Origin of the sequence: Streptomyces sp. 2114.4, from assembly GCF_900187385.1 — a bacterium.
Classification (GTDB): Bacteria; Actinomycetota; Actinomycetes; order Streptomycetales; family Streptomycetaceae; genus Streptomyces; species Streptomyces mooreae.
In genome coordinates, this window is sequence record NZ_FYEY01000001.1 from 2,738,464 (window position 1) to 2,756,777 (window position 18,314).

General features: G+C 71.6%; 16 protein-coding genes and 1 pseudogene. 6 read left to right on the top strand and 11 right to left on the bottom strand.

Translation table 11 applies throughout. From position 1 onward, the window contains the following. Positions 1–10 precede the first annotated feature (10 nt). From CFW40_RS11825 to CFW40_RS11835, 3 genes are all read right to left on the bottom strand, one after another. A complete protein-coding gene (locus CFW40_RS11825) occupies positions 11–1,579 on the bottom strand; it encodes an IPT/TIG domain-containing protein (RefSeq protein WP_088797747.1) in 1,569 nt (522 codons plus the stop codon). A gap of 266 nt (positions 1,580–1,845) precedes the next feature. Beyond that, positions 1,846–3,585: a thiamine pyrophosphate-binding protein gene (locus CFW40_RS11830; protein WP_088797748.1), complete on the bottom strand. Its 1,740-nt coding sequence runs from the start codon at positions 3,583–3,585 to the stop codon at positions 1,846–1,848. Between the two features lie 80 nt (positions 3,586–3,665). Then, the gene (locus CFW40_RS11835) at positions 3,666–5,282 is read right to left on the bottom strand and encodes a sodium:solute symporter (RefSeq protein ID WP_088797749.1); all 1,617 of its coding nucleotides are present in this window, start codon (positions 5,280–5,282) and stop codon (positions 3,666–3,668) included. 204 nt (positions 5,283–5,486) lie between these two features. Between CFW40_RS11835 and CFW40_RS11840 the strand changes: the two genes are divergently transcribed. After that, entirely contained in the window at positions 5,487–7,094 is a 1,608-nt protein-coding gene (locus CFW40_RS11840; protein WP_088797750.1) for a PucR family transcriptional regulator, read from the top strand. 43 nt (positions 7,095–7,137) lie between these two features. Here the strand turns inward: CFW40_RS11840 and CFW40_RS11845 are convergent, their stop codons facing one another. After that, a complete protein-coding gene (locus CFW40_RS11845; RefSeq protein WP_088797751.1) occupies positions 7,138–7,590 on the bottom strand; it encodes a helix-turn-helix domain-containing protein in 453 nt (150 codons plus the stop codon). A 120-nt stretch (positions 7,591–7,710) separates the two neighbouring features. On the opposite strand from CFW40_RS11845, the gene CFW40_RS11850 reads away from it, so the two are divergent. Next, complete coding sequence (locus CFW40_RS11850) at positions 7,711–9,036, top strand: MFS transporter (protein ID WP_256331502.1); 1,326 nt, start codon at positions 7,711–7,713, stop codon at positions 9,034–9,036. Between the two features lie 101 nt (positions 9,037–9,137). Here CFW40_RS11850 and speB read toward each other — a convergent pair whose 3' ends face one another. Continuing rightward, the gene (gene speB, locus CFW40_RS11855; RefSeq protein WP_088797752.1) at positions 9,138–10,133 is read right to left on the bottom strand and encodes an agmatinase; all 996 of its coding nucleotides are present in this window, start codon (positions 10,131–10,133) and stop codon (positions 9,138–9,140) included. A gap of 197 nt (positions 10,134–10,330) precedes the next feature. On the opposite strand from speB, the gene CFW40_RS11860 reads away from it, so the two are divergent. Then, positions 10,331–11,128, top strand: a complete 798-nt coding sequence (locus CFW40_RS11860; protein ID WP_088797753.1) for a phosphatase — start codon at positions 10,331–10,333, stop codon at positions 11,126–11,128. 122 nt (positions 11,129–11,250) lie between these two features. Here CFW40_RS11860 and CFW40_RS38015 read toward each other — a convergent pair. The 3 genes and pseudogenes from CFW40_RS38015 to CFW40_RS11875 form a co-directional block, all read right to left on the bottom strand. After that, positions 11,251–11,565, bottom strand: a pseudogene (locus tag CFW40_RS38015) (hypothetical protein); the annotation flags it as partial. Positions 11,566–11,729: 164 nt separating this feature from the next. Next, a complete protein-coding gene (locus CFW40_RS11870; protein ID WP_088797754.1) occupies positions 11,730–12,263 on the bottom strand; it encodes a GNAT family N-acetyltransferase in 534 nt (177 codons plus the stop codon). Next, positions 12,260–13,543: a Tat pathway signal sequence domain protein gene (locus CFW40_RS11875; protein WP_088797755.1), complete on the bottom strand. Its 1,284-nt coding sequence runs from the start codon at positions 13,541–13,543 to the stop codon at positions 12,260–12,262. Before CFW40_RS11875 ends, CFW40_RS11870 begins: the two co-directional genes overlap by 4 nt. 647 nt (positions 13,544–14,190) lie before the next feature. Here CFW40_RS11875 and CFW40_RS11880 point away from each other — a divergent pair. The 3 genes from CFW40_RS11880 (at position 14,191) to CFW40_RS11890 (ending at position 15,743) form a co-directional block, all read left to right on the top strand. Continuing rightward, a complete protein-coding gene (locus CFW40_RS11880) occupies positions 14,191–14,388 on the top strand; it encodes a hypothetical protein (RefSeq protein WP_088797756.1) in 198 nt (65 codons plus the stop codon). A 19-nt stretch (positions 14,389–14,407) separates the two neighbouring features. Further along, positions 14,408–14,536 (top strand): hypothetical protein, encoded by a 129-nt coding sequence (locus CFW40_RS38020; RefSeq protein ID WP_256331501.1) that lies wholly within the window; start codon positions 14,408–14,410, stop codon positions 14,534–14,536. Positions 14,537–14,885: 349 nt separating this feature from the next. Next, positions 14,886–15,743: a hypothetical protein gene (locus CFW40_RS11890; protein ID WP_088797757.1), complete on the top strand. Its 858-nt coding sequence runs from the start codon at positions 14,886–14,888 to the stop codon at positions 15,741–15,743. Between the two features lie 65 nt (positions 15,744–15,808). On the opposite strand, the gene CFW40_RS11895 is transcribed toward CFW40_RS11890, so the two are convergent. The 3 genes from CFW40_RS11895 to CFW40_RS37055 form a co-directional block, all read right to left on the bottom strand. Further along, the gene (locus tag CFW40_RS11895; protein WP_088797758.1) at positions 15,809–16,747 is read right to left on the bottom strand and encodes a YcxB family protein; all 939 of its coding nucleotides are present in this window, start codon (positions 16,745–16,747) and stop codon (positions 15,809–15,811) included. A 237-nt stretch (positions 16,748–16,984) separates the two neighbouring features. After that, positions 16,985–18,157 carry a methyltransferase domain-containing protein gene (locus CFW40_RS11900; protein WP_088797759.1) on the bottom strand — a complete coding sequence of 391 codons (1,173 nt, stop codon included), beginning with the start codon at positions 18,155–18,157 and terminating at the stop codon, positions 16,985–16,987. Next, complete coding sequence (locus CFW40_RS37055; RefSeq protein ID WP_176956519.1) at positions 18,154–18,306, bottom strand: hypothetical protein; 153 nt, start codon at positions 18,304–18,306, stop codon at positions 18,154–18,156. The genes CFW40_RS11900 and CFW40_RS37055 overlap by 4 nt, the downstream gene beginning before the upstream one ends. Positions 18,307–18,314 lie beyond the last annotated feature (8 nt).

Sequence of the window (18,314 nt, forward strand, 5' to 3'; positions counted from 1 at the left end):
CGGACGGGGGTCAGGGTTCGATGACGCCCGCGTGCGCGCTGGACGGTGACAGGATGGCTGTCGGGGTGGTCGCTCCGGCGAAGGAGGCGTCGTAGCCACCGTTGGCGAGGATGTACACCAGGATGAACGTCTCGTTGAACCGGGCGACGCCCTGGGCGTCGGTGACGGCGGTGCCCATGAGGTTGCCGCCGACGCTGAACACGATGGTCTGGCCGGGCACGGGCAGACCGGTGGCCTGGTCGGTCAGCGTGGCGGTCAGGAACGGGTAGTACACGTGCGGCGGGAACAGCTTCGACAGCGCCGGGGTCGCGGTCAGCGTGGTGGCGTGGACGGGGAGCAGGTAGGTGAAGCCACCCACCAGCGTGGCGCCGCCACCGGGCGTGGTGACGGTGACGTCCGCGGGACCGGCCGCTCCGGGCGGGGTGACGAAGGTGAGCTGGGTGCCGGTTGCGTTGACGGTCACCCCGGTGGCGGGGTTGCCGCCGACGTCGACACTCGCACCGGTCAGGTTGGTGCCGGTGATCGTCACCATCGTGCCGCCCGCGATGGGCCCTTGGTTGGGGACGATGCTGGTCAGCGTCGGGGCGAATTGGATGACGCTGACGTTGCTCCCGTTGATGTTGCTGACGTAGACCTTGTTGTTGGGGGCGGCCGTCACGGCGATCGGTCCGGCGCCGACGGCGATCGGGGCGCCGACGACGGTGTTGGTGGCGGTGTCGAACACCGTCACGCTGTTCGCCGCCCGGTTGGCGGTGTAGGCCATCCCGTCGGCGCCGACCGCGATTCCCCACGGCTGGTTGCCGACGGCGATCGGGGCGCCGACGACGGTGTTGCTGATGGTGTTGATCACCGTCACGGTGTTCGACCCGATGTTGGCGACGTAGGCGTTGCCGTTGGGTGCGATCGCCACGAAGTTCGGCTGGTTGCCGACGGGGATCGGGGCACCGATGACGGTGTTGGTGGCGGTGTTGATCACCGTCACGGTGTTCGATCCCCGGTTGGTCACGTAGGCGTTGCCGTTGGGGGCGACCGCGATCCCGACCGGCTGGGCGCCGACGGCGATCGGGCCGCCGACTACGGTGTTGGTGGCGGTGTCGATCACCGTCACGGTGTTCGCGGCGAAGTTGGTGACGTAGGCGTTGCCGTTGGGCGCGATCGCCACCACGGCCGGCTGGGCGCCGACGGCGATCGGGCCGCCGACGACGGTGTTGGTGGCGGTGTCGATCACCGACACGGTGTTCGACCCGCTGTTGGGGACGTAGGCGTTGCCGTTGGGGGCGACCGCCAGCCAGACCGGCGTACCGCCGACGCCGATCGGGCCGCCGACGACGGTGTCCGTGGTGGTGTCGATCACCGACACGTTGGCCGACCCGGAGTTGGCGACGTAGAGGTTGCTGTTGGGCGCGATGGCCACCCCGACCGGGTTGTTGCCGACGGGGATCGACGTGACGGCAAGGAAGAGGTGCGCCGGGGCTGCCGCCCGGCTCACCTCTCCCGCCCCGGCGGCCGGCGGCACCTGGCCGGGGAGGAGAGCTGTCGCCAGCAGTTCCCGCAGCGGTGACTGAACGCTAGTACTCATGTGGACCCCTTCGGTGGGGGCCACCCTGGACCTGGCAACCCCGGGCGGGAAGCAGCGCGCGTCCGTCGGTCCCTGTCCGGGGCACCACAAACCACCACGACAGACCGCGGGTCACCACAACACGACGGGCTGCGCACCCCGAGGAGGGATGGGCAGCCCGTTTGGTTCGGTAGGGGCTCGATGCCCACCCGGCAAGGCGGCGAAACCTCCAGGGGACCGGTGGGGACTTCAGGGTCCGGTGGAGACTTCAGGGTCCGGTGGAGACTTCAGGAGTCCAGATGCGTCGGCGCGAACATCCGCAAGTGGGCCGGGAGGACGACGACCGAGGGACCGGGGGCGGCGAGCGCCGCCGCCAGGTCCGCACGGAGCCGGTCCGGGGCCGTACGGACCGCGGGGACTGCGAATGACCCGGCCAGCGCCACGAAGTCCGGGCGGGTGAGTTCGGTGGCGGTGGGCGCGCCGAAGGCGTCGGTCATGTATTCGCGCAGGATGCCGTATCCGCCGTCGTCCACGATGAGCCAGGTCACCGGCAGGTCGTACTGCCGGGCGGTCGCCAGCTCGGCGATCGAGTACATCGCGCCGCCGTCGCCGGACACCGCCAGGACCGGCCGCCCCGGGTCGGCGACGGCCGCGCCCAGCGCCGCCGGGAAGCCGTAGCCCAGTCCGCCCGCGCCCTGGGCGGAATGCAGTGCGTTGGTGCGCCGGGGGTCGAAGGCGGACCAGGCCCAGTAGGCGAGGATCGTCATGTCCCAGCAGCTGACCGCGCCGTCGGGAAGCGCGTCCCGCACCGAGGCCAGTACCTGCAGTTCCAGGTCGAGATGCTGACCGGCGATCCGGTCGCGGACGCGGGCCAGGAGGTCGGAAACGGCGGCCTCGGGGGAGGGCGCATGGCCGGCCCCGGGGGCTGCCCCGGCTTCCCCGGAGGTGGGCGCTTCGTCGTCCTCGGTGCGGCCGGTCTCCCCGGTCTCCCGCTCCCCCACCTCCTTGACCAGCGCGGCCAGCGCCGCCCGCGCGTCCGCGTGGATGCCCAGCGCGGCATGGTTCGACTCCAGCTTGCCGAGGTCCGCCTCGATCTGCACGACGCGGCCGCGTGGCCGGAACGTGTGGTAATTCGAGGAGAGTTCGCCCAGCCCCGAGCCGACGACCAGGAGGGTGTCCGCATCCTCCAGGAAGGTCGTGGTGTAGCGGTCCTCCAGCCAGGACTGGAGGGAGAGGGGGTGCTCCCAGGGGAAGGCGCCCTTGCCGCCGAAGGTGGTGGCCACCGGTGCCCGCAGCCGCTCGGCCAGCGCCAGCAGTTCCGCCTCGGCCCCGGCCCGTACGACTCCCCCGCCGGCCAGGATCACCGGTCGCCGGGCACCCGTCAGCCGCCTCGCCGCCTCCGTGATCAGCTCGGGCCGCGGCAGCAACTCCTGGGGCCTCACGGTCAGTCCGGACACCGGCGGAACGTCGGCCTCGGCCAGCAGCACGTCCTGCGGGATCTCCAGCCACACCGGTCCGTGCGGGGTGCTCAGCGCCGACTCCCAGGCGGCGGCCACCGCCGAGGGGATCTGCGAGGCCGTACGCGCCGTGTGGACGGACTTGACCACGCCGCGGAACGAAGCGCTCTGATCGGTGAGTTCATGGAGATAGCCATGGCGTCCGCCGCCGATCCCGGCCAGCGGCACCTGACTGCCGATGGCCAGTACGGCGGCGGACCCGGCCGCCGCCTCCTGCAGCGCGGCCAGCGTCATCAGCGCGCCCGGGCCGGTGGAGACGAGCAGCGGCGCGACCCCGTGCGTGGCCCTCGCGTACGCATCGGCGGCGAAGCCCGCGTTGTTCTCCACCCGCAGCCCCACGTAGCGCAGCGCTGAGCGGCGCAGCGCGTCGAAGACCCCGAGCGCGTGCTGCCCCGGCAGCCCGAAGACGGTGTCGGCGCCGAGTGCGGCCAGCGACTCGACGACCAGGTCACCGCCGTTGCGCCGGTGTTGCGGGGGCGGGGGCGTGGGGGTGGGCGTGGGGGTGCTCATGGGGATGCGTGCTGCCTTCCTGGGTGGGGGATCTGCAGGAGCTGCGGGGGGGGCGTACGGGCGGACGAGTGGTGTCCGGGTCAGGCTCGCCCGGTGACGGGGAAGGGGGTCAGTACCCGTGCCACCGCCACGGACGTGTCGCCGGCCTCGTCATCCTCCGGATCGTCGCCCTCCGGATCGTCCTCGTCCGCGGCACCGTCCGTCCGGCCGGCCAGCCGCGCCCGCCAGGACGCCAGCACCTCCGGGTCCGTCGGCCTGGTGGCCAGGCTGACCGTCACATAGGCCACCAGGGAGGCGATCAGCCCGTAGTAGACCGGCTCGTTGGCGAGGACGCCGAGCGAGATCATCAGGCCGATGACGGTCAGCCCGCCGACCGTGACCGAGGCGAGCGCACCCGCGGCGTTGCCCCGCTTCCACAGCAGTCCGCCGAGGATGGGCACCAGCAGGCCGCCGACGAGGACGTTGTAGGCGAGGGTGAGCGCTTCGACGACGTTGTTCAGCGCGATCGCGATGACGATCACCCCGAGGCCCATCAGCAGGATGAAGACGCGGTTGCCCCGCACCTCGTCGTGCGCCCCGGCCCCGCTCTCGTCCGCGGCGTGCGCCGCCCCGGGCGCCGGGCCGCCGTCGGCGCACTCCCCCGCGGCCGGCCGGCGGCGCACCGCGGCGACGCGCTTCACCCGCGCCCAGATGTCGTGGTGGGCGACCGTGGCGCAGGCGATCAGCGCGCCCGAGGACGTGGACATCACCGCGGACAGCGCCGCCGCCAGCACCAGCCCGCGCACGCCCACCGGCAGCGCGTCCTTGACGATCGTCGCGAAAGCGTCATCCGGGCTGCCCAGATGGGGGTAGAGCACCTTGGCCGCGGTGCCGATGGCCGCACCGGCCAGCGCGTAGACCAGACAGTACGTACCGGCCGCGGTGCCGCCGAGGCGCGCCACCTTGGCGCCGCGCGCGGTGAACACCCGCTGCCAGATGTCCTGGCCGATCAGCATGCCGAAGGAGTAGATCAGGACGTAGGTGAAGACCGTCTGGCCGCCGATGCCGAGCGGGGCGAAGTAGTCGTCCGGCAGCTGCGCCTTCATCGCCGCGAAGCCGCCCGCCTTGATGACGGCGAGGGGCAGCAGGAGCAGCAGCACCCCGATCGTCTTGACGACGAACTGGACCATGTCGGTGAGGGTGATCGACCACATGCCGCCGAGCGTCGAGTAGGCGACGACGATCGCCCCGCCGAGGATGATCGACCGCGTGCGGTCCATGCCGAAGAGCACATCGAAGATGGTCGCGTAGGCGATGGTCGAGGTCACCGCCAGCATCAGCGTGTAGGCCCACATCACGACGCCGGAGATGATCCCGGCAAAGCCGCCGTAGCGCAGATCCAGCATCTCGGAGACCGTGTAGACCTTCAGCCGGGCGATCCGGGCCGAGAAGAAGACGCTCAGCGCGAGCAGCCCCAGGCCGATGGTGAAGACCATCCAGGCGCCGGACAGGCCGTACTGGTAGCCCAGCCCCACGCCGCCGATGGTGGAGGCGCCGCCGAGGACGATCGCCGCCATGGTGCCCGAGTACATCACGGGGCCGAGGCGGCGGCCCGCGACCAGGAAGTCGCTCTTGGACCTGGCGCGCCGCATTCCCCACCAGCCCATGGCGAGCATTCCGGCCAAATAGAGCACGATCACCGCATAGTCGACAGCCATGGGCCATCCCTTCCAACTGCGCCTGGGGAGAGGGGAGAAGCGAGGGTGTGGGGATGCGGGGGGTGGCGTCGAGGCAGCGGGCGCTTGGCGAGCGGGGGTCCCGTCCAAGCGCCTCGCCTCGGGGGTTGACCCTAGGAGGCGCGAAGGCAACGCTGAAGTGTACGTTTCTGCCATTCGCCACCCTCCGATGTGGATGGTTCGCACATGCCGCCGCGCCCCCTCCCTCCGCCGTCCACCCCACCGGTGCCACTGGCCCAGCTCCTTGCCCGTACGGATCTGGGCCTGCGCCAGCTCGCCGGCCCGACCGAGGGCGTCGCGATCCACTGGGTGCACACCTCCGAGATGGCCGACCCGGTGCCGTATCTCCTGGGCGGCGAGATGCTGTTGACGGCGGGGCTGCATCTGGCCGAGGTGAGCCGGGGGGCGGGCCAGGAGTCCGCCGCCGCTCGCGACGCCTACCTCGACGGTTATGCCGCCCGGACCGTCGCGGCCGGTGCCGCCGCCCTCGGCTTCGGGATCGCGCCGGTGCACGACACCGTCCCCCAGGCCCTGGTGGCGGCCTGCGACCGGCACGGCCTGCCGCTGGTCGAGGTCCAGGCGGGCACTCCGTTCACCGCCGTCGAGAGCGCCGTGTGGCAGGCGGTGACACAGGCCCGGCACCGCGAGCTGACCCGGCTCAGCGAGGCGCAGCGCGCACTGGCCACGGCCGCCGCCCGCCCCGACCCGGCCACCGCCGTGCTGCGCGCACTGGCCCGCCATGTGCACGGCTGGACCGCGCTGCTCGCCCCGGACGGCACGGAACACGGCTTTGCCGGCCCCCGCCCGGACGCCGCCGTCCGGACCGCGGCCGGCCGTCTCGCGCAGGTCGTCGGCGCGGGCGGCCCGGCCTCGGCGACCGACACCGTCCCCGGCGGCTCGCTGTCCGCCTACGCGCTGACCGGGCGCGCCCGCGGCAGCCGGGCGCTCGCCCTGGTGGTCGCCGCGGATCCGCACGACCCGCCCGCGCACACCATCGCGGGCGTCGCCGCCGTACTCCTCTCACTGATCACCGGCCCGTCCACCGACCCCGCGCCGGCCACCGCGGGGCACGCGGCGGCCCTGGTCCGGCTGCTCCTCGGCGCCCGCCCGGCCGAGGTCGCCCCGCTCCTCGGCTCTCCCCTCTGGAGAGTCGTCCACGCCGAACGCCGCCGTGACACGACACAGTCGGCGGCCTCGCTGGCCGCCGCCCTGGGCACCCCGCTCGTCGCCCCGGACTCCGGAAGCGGGCCGGCCACGACCCCTGAGCCACCCCCCGACGCCGGCCCCGGGGCTGCGGCCGCCCCCTGCGCCGCGCCCGCTCTGCGCGCCCTGATCCCCGCCGGCCAGGAGATCACCGCGCATCCCGGCTGGACGCTCGGCGTCAGCGAACCCGTCCCCGTCCCGGAGCTGCCGGCCGCCGACCGGCACGCCGCCTCCGCCCTGCGCCGCGCCCTCGCGGGCCGCGCTGCCCTGGTGCGTCATCGCACCCCCGGCCCCCACAGCATCACCTCGCTCGTCGCCCCCACGGAGGCCCAGCAGCACGCCCAAGCCCTGCTCGCCCCACTGACCGGCTCCCCGGCGCTCCTCTCCACCCTCCACAACTGGCTCTCCCTGCACGGCAGTTGGGACCGCACTGCGACCGCCCTCGGCATCCACCGCAACACCGTCCGCCAGCGCATCACCCGCATCGCCGGCCTCCTCGACACCGACCTGGACGACCCCGACGTCCGCATGGAGCTGTGGTTCGCCCTCCGCTCGCTCGACCGGGGCACGACGCCGGGGGCACCGGACTGACGGCGAACCGGGACCCACGGGCCCGACGGGCCTCCGGCTCACCTCACCGGGCGGAGACCTTGTGGACGGTGGTGTCGTCCGACTCCAGCCGCCGCCCGTCCGCGGAGAGCACTTCCAGGGCGCGGAGGCGCTGCCCCTCCCGGCGGTCGACCAGCCGGGAGTGCGCCTCGCCGGGGGCGAAGAAGTGCTCTTCGCCCCACTGCCGCAGCGCCACGATGACGGGGAAGAGCGCCTTGCCCTTCGGTGTCAGTACGTACTCGCGGTAGGCGCTGCCGTCCGAGGCGGGGACGGATTCGAGGACGCCACCGGCGACCAGGGTGCGCAGCCGCGCGGTGAGGATGTTCTTCGCCACGCCCAGGCTGCGCTGGAACTCCCCGAAGCGCCGGCTCCCGTCGAAGGCGTCCCGCACGATCAGCAGGGACCACCAGTCGCCGATCGCGTCCACCGACCGGGCGACGGGACATGCACTGTCGTCGAAACGCGTCCTGGTCACCATGGCGCCCCTCGCCCTCCCCATTTCCCTGCCGACAGCGGTTGCAACATGCTACCAAATGGGCCTACCGTCTCCCCGTCGTCATTGGTAGCAAGTTGAAACCAGATTTCCGGAGGAGTGCCGATGCCCGCCAACCGAACCGCCGGCCGAACCGGCAAGGGCCCAGGCAACGGTCCCGGCAACGGCGAGGCGGTGACGCGGCGCCGGCACGGACCTCGGCACCGCCCACCCCGCACCGAGGCCCGAACCGGCGAGGAGGGCTCCGGTTCGGGCCCGTCCGCCCTCTCCCGCGGCCTCGTCATCCTGTTCGCCGTCGCCTGCGGGGCGGCGGTGGCCAACGTCTACTTCTCCCAGCCGCTCCTGGTGACCATGGGCCACGACCTCGCCATGAGCCCGGCACTCGTCGGCAGCGTGGTCACCCTCACGCACATCGGATACGGGCTCGGACTCTTCTTCCTCGTGCCGCTGGGCGACGTGACCGACCGCAGACGGCTGATCGTGGCCCAGTTACTGCTCCTGGTGGCGGCGCTGGCCGTGGTGGCCACCGCCCACACGGCGGCGGTCCTGCTCGCGGGCATGGCGGCGACCGGGCTGCTCGCGGTCGTCACGCAGACGCTGGTGGCCTTCGCGGCCTCGCTGGCCCCTCCCGCCGGGCGCGGCCGGGTCGTCGGCCTGGTCACCAGCGGCGTGGTCACCGGAATCCTGCTCGCCCGCACCGCGTCCGGCCTCCTGGCCGATCTCGCGGGCTGGCGCTCCGTCTACCTCGTCTCGGCGTCGCTCACCACGCTGCTCGCCCTGGTCCTGTACCGGGCGCTGCCGCGCCACCGTGCCGCGCCACCGGCACCCCTGCGCTACGGACAGCTCCTGCGCTCCACGATCACCCTGTTCGCGCGGGAACGACTGCTGCGGCTCCGGGCCCTGTTCGGTCTGCTGGTCTTCGCCGCGTTCAGCACCCTGTGGAGCAGCGTCGCGCTGCCGCTCAGCGAGGCCCCGTACTTCCTGCCCCACAGCGCGATCGGGGCGCTGGGGCTGATCGGTGTCGCGGGCGCGCTGGCCGCGACCGCGGCGGGCCGCCTGAACGACCGCGGACTCTCCCGGCGGACCACCGGCATCGCCCTGGCCCTGCTCGCGGCCTCGTGGCTGCCCCTGGCCTTCACCCGCAGCTCGCTGTGGGCCCTGGTCGTCGGGGTGATCCTGCTCGACCTCGCCGTGCAGGCGGTCCATGTCACCAACCAGACCCTGATCCACGCGCTGCACCCGGAAGCGGGCAGCCGGCTGATCGGCGGCTACATGGTCTTCTACTCCATCGGCAGCGCCACCGGCGCCCTCGCCGCGACCTCCCTCTACACGGTGGCCGGCTGGGGCGCCGTCTGCGCACTGGGAGCCGCGTTCAGCTGCCTCGGGCTGGTGCTGTGGGCGTGCACGGCGCTGCCGCACTCACGCACGTGAGCAGCGCCGCCCGGCCCGCCACGGGGGTGCGTGGCGGACCGGGCGCCGTCGGCCGATACCGGGACAGCGGGGCCGGGCAGCGCCTGCTCCCCCTGCCGCGGCTACTTCCCCTCCTGGCCCTCCCGCCCCGCCGCGATCTGCCGCGACATGATCGTCGTCAGCTCGTACGCGGTGTGCGAGGCGGCGACGGCGGTGATCTCCGCGTGGTCGTACGCGGGCGCGACCTCGACGACGTCCGCCGAGACCAGGTTGCAGGACGCGAGCCCGCGCAGGATCTCCAGGAGCTCGCGGGAGGTCATGCCGCCCGCCTCCGGCGTGCCGGTGCCGGGCGCGTGCGCCGGGTCCAGGACGTCGATGTCGATGGAGATGTAGAGCGGACGGTCGCCGATGCGCCGGCGCAGCTGGTCGGCGACCTCGTCCACCCCGCGCCGCATGACATCCGCCGACGTGACGATGCCGAAGCCCATCTTCTCGTCCTCGTCGAGGTCCTTCTTGCCGTAGAGCGGACCGCGGGTGCCGACGTGGGAGAGCGCGGAGGTGTCGAGGATGCCCTCCTCGACGGCGCGGCGGAACGGGGTGCCGTGGGTGTACTCGGCGCCGAAGTAGGTGTCCCAGGTGTCCAGGTGGGCGTCGAAGTGCAGCAGCGCGACCGGACCGTGCTTCTTGGCGACCGAGCGGAGGAGCGGCAGCGCGATGGTGTGGTCGCCGCCGAGGGTCATCATGCGGGCGCCGGAGGCCAGCAGGTCGTCCGCCGCGGCCTCGACCGTCTCCACGGCCTCGTTGATGTTGAACGGATTGGCGGCGATGTCACCGGCGTCGGCGACCTGCGCCAGCGCAAAGGGGGACGCGTCCTGGGCCGGGTTGTAGGGGCGCAGGAGGCGGGACGCCTCACGGATGGCGTTGCCGCCGAACCGGGCGCCGGGGCGGTAGGAGACACCGGTGTCGAAGGGGACACCGACGACGGCCACATCGGCCCGGCCGCCGACCTCGTCGAGGCGGGGCAGCCGGGCGAAGGTCGCGGGCCCGGCGTAACGCGGAATACGGGAGGAGTCGACGGGGCCCACGGGCCCGTTGGATGCGCTGGCTGCGGTGGTCATGAGCCGAGAGTAGGGAGCACCGGGCACGTGGCCCATGGACATTCGCGCGGATGAGGGCCGGAGCATTGGACGTTTTGGCCAGCCGGCCGCCGACCGTGCCCCCGTGCCGGGGCTGCCGCACCCACGCCCCTGCGCCCCCATGTCCAGGCTGCGGAACTCCGCCGCCCCGGAACAGGTGTACGGGCACAATGGGCGCTATGCCGATAGCCTCCGCAGCCGCCGCCCCCTCCCGCGCCGAACTCGTCGACCATCTCGTACGGACCCGGATCGCCGGTGAGGTCGCCACTCCCCGCGAGAACAACCTCTCCCACTACCGCAGACTCGCCAACGGCGAGCGCCACTACTGGTTCGGCCTGGAGTTCGGCGACCGCTGGACGGACGAGCAGGATGTGCTGGCCGTGATGGCGGAGCGCTGCGGGGTCGTCGACGACCCGCACCACCGGCAGGGGCAGGACACCATCGACCCCGAGCTGACCGTGGACGCGCTGGACCGGGCGGCCGCGGTACTGCGCAAGGCGGCGGCCGACAGCCAGCGGGTGCTGTTCGCGACCGGCCACCCGGGCGGCCTCCTCGATGTGCACCGGGCGACCGCCGGGGCACTGCGCGCGGCGGGCTGCGAGATCGTCGTCATCCCCGAGGGGCTGCGGGCGGACGACGGCATGGTCTTCCAGTTCGCCGACGTGGCGATGCTGGAGCGCGGCGCGACACTCTGGCACACCCACTCCCCCGAGCCGATGGCCGCCGTCCTGGACGGCCTGGAGCGCGAGGGCCGCCCGCTGCCGGACCTGGTGATGGCCGACCACGGCTGGGCGGGCTGCGCCGGCCAGCGCGGCCTCGACGCCGTGGGCTTCGCCGACTGCAACGACCCGGCCCTGTTCCTGGCCGAGTCCGAGGGCACCGTCCAGGTGACCATCCCCCTGGACGACCACGTCCTGAGCCCGCGGCATTACGACCCGCTGACGGCTTATCTGTTGGATGCGGCGGGGCTGGCCTGAGGGGGCGGCGCCGGTACGGCGCCGTGCCCTGAACGACCCTTGGCGGGTTCCTTAAGCGGCCCCAGAGAGCCCTCAGGCGGCTCCTGGGCAGTCCCCGGAGAGTCCCCAGGCGGCTCCTGGGCGGCACCGGGCCCCTCAAGGAACCGAAGCAGCACGGCGGCCTCCGCGCGAAGCCGCGCGGCGCGATCAGCATGCTCGGGTGCGGTCAACCCCGCCGCAGTCTCCAGCCGTTCTGCGGCCTCGGCACGTACGACATCCACCACACCGCGCTCGCTCAGCTCACGCCGCGCCGCTTCGGCGGCACCGGCGCCCACCGGCGCATGCTCAAGAGCCACACCCCGAAGCCCGGCCTCGTCCACCGGAACCGCCTCCGCGTTGTCCAGCGCGCCAAGCGTGGCGCGCAGGGCACTCACCGCAGCCTTGTCACGGGCGCGCATGGCTTCGGCCAGTGCTTGACGCATACGATGACGTAGGGACATGCCGGTGACCCTAGGGGCGCATTCCTGCGCCCACAACGCGATATACGTGACAGCAGGCCGCTCTCCGACTGTGGCGCTACACCGACAAGCCGCGAATTGAGACCGAAGCGCCAGGAGCGGGCTCAGGGAATGGACTTGACCATCGCCGTCAGAACCGGTGAGGCGGGTGAGGGCTGGCTCTGGCCGAGGTCTTCGTATCCCCAGGATTCGTAGAGGCGGTGCACCTTTCCGTCTCCGGCGAGGGGGTTGACCATGAGCGTGACGAACGGCTCGTTGCGGGCGGCAAGGAGGGTGTCGTGGATCTGCCGGGCGATGCCGGTGCCGCGCCACGGAAGACGAACGCCGATTTCCTTGAGGGCTACGACGTGCCGGTCAGTGTATTCAGCGGGCGGAGCGGGTGTGATGCGTTTCCACCAGCGGTCCTCGGAATCAACAGTATTGGCGTACGCATAGCCGATGGGCTTGTCCTGCTCGTAGGCAAGGACCGCCACCCACCCTGGTTCCTTGAAATGACGGTCGAGGCGCTCGGCGAAGGCGGTGACCGCATAGTTCGGAAGGTGCAAGAGGTCTGCCCGGACATCGGTGTACACGTCCAGGAGGTGTTGCCTGGCCGGTTGGAGCGAGTGGAAAGTGCGCAGATCGATGCTGGGCGTCATACCGATTCCTTCCAGGTGGCGTGTGCGTACTCATTCCACATGCGGGTGGTCGGGCTGTTCGGCGCCATGGCGTGGATCTTGATGTGGAAGTTGCGGAGCATCCGGGCGACCCGCGGGTGGTGTACAGCAGCATCTGCGGGCACCGACATGGCGGTGGCGACGGCAGGCCCCGCATCCCGCTGGCCGAGTTGAGCGCACGCCAGCCGAGTAGTGGCGATGGCCTTCGACCGTTGCATGTGGGGCCGGAGGGCCGCCAGGCATCGGTGCGCGTGCGCTTCGGCCGTTTCATGGTCGCCGAGTGCGAGGTATCCGGTGAGCGCGAGAGAATCCAGCTCCGCCTGGTCGTAGAATGAGGCCATCCACACGGGACGGATGGCGCCCGGGTCGGCACGGTCCATCGCTTCCTGGGCCTGGGCAAAGCTACGCCGGGCAGCAGTGAGGTTTCTGGCAACGCCGTGAATGGCTGCCTGCCTGGCAAGGCCGAGGGATGCGAACAGAGAATCGCGGCGGGTGATGGAGAGGCTTCGGGCAACGTCATTCGCCGCCATTGCTTCACCCGGGCGACCCATGTGACGGTACAGCGTTCCGGCATGTGACCAGATGCGGAACTTGATGGCCGGGTCGGCTGCCAATTCGGCGAGCACTTGCGCTTCTCGCATATGGATCATCGCGTCTTCGTAACGACGTCCATCGATTGAGGCCCACATAGCCGAGGACCGGAATGCCGCCGCGCATCCGTACACGCGGGCCCGCACTCGCTGACTGGCGCTCCCGGAATTCTGCAGGACCAAGGCTTCGTCGGCGAGCGCTGCAGCTTTCTGCTCGATACCGAGTCGGCCGCCATGGCGATGATCGCTCGCGATGATCTCGGTGAATCGCTGTTGGAGTCGGACGACATCGCTTGTCCCGACCCGGCGGCCGGCTCCGGCCGCCGGAGTGACCGCGACAGCGGCCAAGGCTGTCCCGGCGGCGAGGAAGCGACAGCGCTCCACGGGCTCCTCCGGCTGTGCTGCGGGGGCGGGCGACGGGGCTCGTCCCCGCGGTACGAACCCTAAGGCGGTGGCGGGCAGCCCGGTGACTTTCTCCAACGCGACCCGCGTCGCCGATTTCGGCCACCGCACCCGGCCCGCCTTCCAGTCCCGGACCGACGAGCCGTCCAGCCCTCCGACTCTCCCGGTGAGATCTCCGACGGCAGAATTTACCGCCTCGGCAAGCGAATTGGAGCTGTGGCCGTGCTCCTTCATCCAGGCTTCGAGCGTCACATTCCGCAAGGTGGTCATGTACGGAAGGTAGCCCCCCTTTCGCCGAATCGTCAGCTAAAAGGGTGGCCAAATCGCCCTAGGGACTGTGGAGAAGAGGTTGTCCGATCTCCCTAATCACCTTGCCCTGGCACCGCGTTAGCTGGTCATGAGCCGACTGCAAGCCTCCGGTGCCCGAGTGGCCGCGACACACACCCTCTGGGTTCCGGGACGGCGCGGCGGCTCTGCGGGCTCCCGCGCCCCCGCCGTGGCCGGCCCGCGTCCGCAGCGAACTGGAGGACTGACCAAGTTGCCCACCGCCCCAATCACGCGCCGCGCTCTCGCCGATACCGCTCCGCAGCCCCGATCGGCGCCCTCCGCTCGGGCCGGCACAAAACGCCTGCCACCCGAAGCTCACGCGTTCCGCCGCCGACACGGCGACCCCGTCGGCTGGGACTCCGGCGAGTGGGCGGCCTACCTCGGTCTCGGAGGCGCGTCATGACCACGGGGTGGGATGCAGTCCCTGCCCTGAACGCATGGACGGTCCACGAGATCACGGGCCAGGCGTGTCCGTGCTGTCACGGCATCTACAGCCTGGCACGGGAGAAGGTCGTCGGCCCGGGTGGTCGACACACCTGCCGCCCCTGCAGTGTCCAGCTCGGTGTCTCCACGGGATCGGAGGCAGCGCGATGAGTACCCGGAAACTGCCGGAGGTCGGCGACGAGGTCGAGTACGCCCAGGGGCGACTGGCCGTCGTGACCGACATCCGCAAGGGCGTCCCCTACCTGCGGAGCCCGGGGCACAAGGAATGGCCGGTGCAGGACCCGATGACGTTGAGGGTGAAGCGGACTCGGGACGAGCGGAGAGCGGCCGACGACTTCTGGTGACTTCCGCTGCCCGTCCCTGATGCCACTGGTGACACAGCGGCTGATGGGCTGGACGGTGTACGAGATCGCCGAGGCCGCCCGGGCACCCGAAGTTGAGGCCGAGGTATTCCACGCGGGTGCGCAGGCCACGGAGGGACACGACCGTTGACGCCCCGTCGGCACGGCACGCTCGTATGCGAGAACATCGTGCTTCTGACAGGCGACGTCGAAGAGCACCGCGGATTGATGGCGTGGCCGCACTGGGCGCTGAAGCACCTTTACGGACCGGTGGGGCTGATGTTCGGCAAGTTCTGGAAGGGCGAGGAAGGAACCGACCGGCGGGGACGTCGCATTCCCCCGCCGCCCTTCTCGTTCCTCGCCGTGCGCTGCGCCGTCCGGCCTGTCGATCCCCGGTTTCTGGCAGATACCCCGGACCTCGCTCTGTCGCTCTCAACAGCTGTGGACGACGGACGCGAGGTGTTTCAGGGGCTTCCGTACGAGTGGAAGGCAGTGAAGAAATGGGTGAGTTCCCTCCTTTCCCCGCAGCCGCCGTCGCCACCGCCGAATCGGTCTGCGGCATTCCGGTCGAGCTGAAGGAAATCTCCTACCGGCGTGGCGCGGCGGTCTGGAAGGCCACCGGCCCGGAGGGAACGGTCGCGGTCAAGGCCGGCGACGGCGAAGGGGCGGCCGTCACCCAGCGGGAGGCAGCGGTCCTCAAGGCGATCGGTTGGCCCGACTACCTGCTGGCCTCGGGCGGGGACGAGGATGTCGCCTGGCTGGTGACCCACTGGTTCGCGGGACCGTCGACCTGGCAGGCCTTCGCTCTTGTGCGAGGTGACGCGGACGGGAAGGAGGGCGCCCTGGCAGCCTCCGTGGACCTGTGCCGGGCCGTGGCCGTACTCCACTCCTCCGGCTGGATCCACTCCGATCTCCAGCCCTCCCACGGCATCCACACCGACCACGGCGTACGGCTGATCGACTGTTCCTGGTCCTGGCGCGAAGGTACGGAACCGGCCGCCGGATTCCGCGGCGGCCTCACTCACCTGGTAGCGCCGGAACTGGCCGCGTCCATCAATGCCGGTATCCAGCCGGCCACCCCCAGTACCGCCGCCGACGTGTATGCCCTCGCCGGAACGTTATGGACCTGCGCCACCGGCCGCTGGCCACTGGACTACGCCGCGGCCGGGATCGAGCCCGGCCGGCTCACCCCGGCAGAACTCCGCGCGCAGATCGCCGACCGTCGCCTCCCCCTCGACACCGCAGCCCCCTGGCCGGCGTTCCAGGACATCCTGCGGCCGGTCCTCCTCGACAGGGCGAGCGACCGGCCCACGGCCGCCGAACTCGTCGAAGTCCTGGCGACGGTGGCCAAGTGCTGACTGCGTCGCTTCTGCGTCCGCCGCCGGGAGATCATCTCGTCGCCCGCTCGGAGACCATGGCCCGATCAGAAGTCGTAGCAGACGTAGGCGCCCTCGGGCCCGCGGGCGATCCGGGCCGAGCCCCAGCAGTGGAACATCGGCGCCACGCGGTACAGGGCGGCGCAGCCGGCCAGGAGGACAAGGACGGCGAGCACGGCGGTCACGATCCGCATGGCCGTCATCCGCCGTACGAGCCACCAGGCCCCGGCGACCGCAAGCGCCCCCAGCCCCAGCATGACGACCGCTGTCGGGGCGGTGTTGTGCTGGATCCCCGGAAAGCGGTCCGGGTGCGTGGCCTGTCGGACGGCGGCGAAGGCGGAGAAGAACAGCAGCAGCCCCAGCAGCAACAGTCCGACGGAACCGGCCCCGCGGCCGACGGCCCCGCCCCGGCTCCGTGGGCCTCCGGGCTCCTCGGCGGCATCCGCGCGCACGAGCCGCCGGTCGAGGACCGCCCGCAGCCGGTCCACTCCCTCCGGGTCCGCCACGGCCCGCTTGGGCAGGACGACGAAGCCGACGGCGGACTTGTCGGCGCTGAGAAGCACGAACAGCTCCGGCGTCTCGACATAGCGCGAGTAGAGATGCCAGTCGACGCTGGCCGAACTGTGCGCGGTGGTGAGCCGGACCCCGGTGTCGTCGACCGTCCCGCGGATCTCCCCCTGCCGTTCGGCGAGCCGGTGGAGGTGGCGCGCCTGCAACCACGGGAGCGCGGTCATGAAGGCGGCGAAGACCAGCACCCCCGCATACAGCGGCCACGGTGTGTTCCGGTGGCCGGAGCCGGCCGCCGACAGCAGGGCGCCGACGGTCGTGACCGCCACCGTCCAGACCAGCGCCCGGCGCTGGAAGCGTCCCGCGCCGGTGCTCCTCGCGCGTGCCCTCAGCGCGGACGCCAATTCGCCGACGGCCGGCCGGTAGGCCAGCTCCACCGGTCTCTCGGCGACTGCTTCCGTTTCCCGGCCCTCGGCCATGTCCCTCCCCGGTTCGGCGAACTACCGGATCGTAGAGGCCTTCTCAGCCGCTCCGGCGACCTGGGGTGGCCGGTCGTCCTACGTCATCGGGGCCCGGCAGGGACAATCCACCTGATCACGGCCGGAACGGACTACCCGTGTCGCCGGGCCGGCATCTCCGCCGCCCACCCACACGACAGCCTCGGCCTGAAGCCCCTGGTGCGTGGGCTCCCGCCCCATGTCCAAGACCTCAGCTCCTCACACCGCCCAGGAGTCGGCCGGGTCGTCCAGCCACACCCGCTGCCCCTCCGCGGTGACGGTGAGACCGAACCGGGTGTGGCCCGGCTCGCCCCGGCCGACCCACCATCGGAGGGCCGCCTCCACTTCGTCCCACAGGCGACGCGGCCCCGACTGGTAGACCGTCGCCTCCGGCTCGCCGCTGCGGAAGACAGCGGCGGCCCATGACCGGCTCGTCAGGTCGAAGAACCACGCCCTCGCAGTGCCCTCGTCCGGCCTGTTGATGACATGGGCACAGTCCGGCACACGAAGCCCTATGACGAATCGTGCCGGCTCGTAGCGGTCGCCCAAGTCCGTCAGGGCGACCGTCGTAGTGGAGACGTCGGCATCGCCGGGGAAGTCCGGAACGTGCTCCCTGAACCGGTTCCAGTCCAAGCGCTGGTGACGCAGCTTCATGAACTCGACCATGCGCAGGAACGGGCCGGACGCGGAGCCGTCCTCCCGCACGGTCAGCCGGACAAGTGCGTCCTGGGCGCTGTAATGGGTGCCCCAGGGGGCAAGGATGACCCCGCCCGGCCGTGACTGCTCCAACCAGCGCGGTGAAACGGCTCGCACCCCCGCCGTGACGATCACCCGGTCATACGGCGCCCCGTCCGTCCACCCGTCCCCACCGTCGCCGTGAACCGTCTCGGGGTGGAGGCCGACGCGCAGCAAAGCTTCCCGGGCCTGATCGACGACCGCCTCGTCGATCTCGACACTGACCACGTTCCCGCTGCCCAGCCGGTGAGCGAGAAGGCCGGCGTTCCACCCCGTGCCGGTGCCGACTTCGAGCACCCGCATGCCCTCGCTCACGTCCAGGTCGCGCAGCATCGCAGCCACGACTGACGGCATGCTCGCCGAACTGGTAGGCACGGTTCCAGGCTCGCTCCCCGTGTGCTGTCCGTCGTCCCATTGCGTGACGAGCGGGACGTTCGCGTACGCGGTCAGCTCCCACGCCGCGGGGTCATCGCTCCGGGAGACAGGCACGCTTCGGCCGGTCGCCATGTCGTGCGCCCAGACGAGATCCGGCAGGAACAGCGAGCGGGGAACGGCTCTGAACGTCTCCGCCCAATCGGGCGTCAGCGCTCCCGCTTCGAGGAGGGACCGCGCCAGCTCGTCACTGGCGCGGTGACCCGGCTGAGAGTTGAGCGTCACTTGCGGTGCGTCCCGTCGCCGGGCGGCATGTCGCCGTCCGGGGGCGGCGGCGGGGGCGGCGTCCAGGGCTGGCCGGGGTGCCCGTCCCCGCTGTCTTCCCCTCCGCCTTGCTGGGCGCCATCGGCAGCGGTGACGATCTGCATGCGCATCTCGTGTA

Bases quoted from the DNA above. Each gene is read 5' to 3' on its own strand.
- CFW40_RS11825 (WP_088797747.1), bottom strand. From the start codon at position 1,579: ATGAGTACTAGCGTTCAGTCACCGCTGCGGGAACTGCTGGCGACAGCT.
- CFW40_RS11830 (WP_088797748.1), bottom strand. From the start codon at position 3,585: ATGAGCACCCCCACGCCCACCCCCACGCCCCCGCCCCCGCAACACCGG.
- CFW40_RS11835 (WP_088797749.1), bottom strand. From the start codon at position 5,282: ATGGCTGTCGACTATGCGGTGATCGTGCTCTATTTGGCCGGAATGCTC.
- CFW40_RS11840 (WP_088797750.1), top strand. From the start codon at position 5,487: ATGCCGCCGCGCCCCCTCCCTCCGCCGTCCACCCCACCGGTGCCACTG.
- CFW40_RS11845 (WP_088797751.1), bottom strand. From the start codon at position 7,590: ATGGTGACCAGGACGCGTTTCGACGACAGTGCATGTCCCGTCGCCCGG.
- CFW40_RS11850 (WP_256331502.1), top strand. From the start codon at position 7,711: ATGCCCGCCAACCGAACCGCCGGCCGAACCGGCAAGGGCCCAGGCAAC.
- speB (WP_088797752.1), bottom strand. From the start codon at position 10,133: ATGACCACCGCAGCCAGCGCATCCAACGGGCCCGTGGGCCCCGTCGAC.
- CFW40_RS11860 (WP_088797753.1), top strand. From the start codon at position 10,331: ATGCCGATAGCCTCCGCAGCCGCCGCCCCCTCCCGCGCCGAACTCGTC.
- CFW40_RS11870 (WP_088797754.1), bottom strand. From the start codon at position 12,263: ATGACGCCCAGCATCGATCTGCGCACTTTCCACTCGCTCCAACCGGCC.
- CFW40_RS11875 (WP_088797755.1), bottom strand. From the start codon at position 13,543: ATGACCACCTTGCGGAATGTGACGCTCGAAGCCTGGATGAAGGAGCAC.
- CFW40_RS11880 (WP_088797756.1), top strand. From the start codon at position 14,191: ATGAGTACCCGGAAACTGCCGGAGGTCGGCGACGAGGTCGAGTACGCC.
- CFW40_RS38020 (WP_256331501.1), top strand. From the start codon at position 14,408: ATGCCACTGGTGACACAGCGGCTGATGGGCTGGACGGTGTACGAGATC.
- CFW40_RS11890 (WP_088797757.1), top strand. From the start codon at position 14,886: ATGGGTGAGTTCCCTCCTTTCCCCGCAGCCGCCGTCGCCACCGCCGAA.
- CFW40_RS11895 (WP_088797758.1), bottom strand. From the start codon at position 16,747: ATGGCCGAGGGCCGGGAAACGGAAGCAGTCGCCGAGAGACCGGTGGAG.
- CFW40_RS37055 (WP_176956519.1), bottom strand. From the start codon at position 18,306: ATGCGCATGCAGATCGTCACCGCTGCCGATGGCGCCCAGCAAGGCGGA.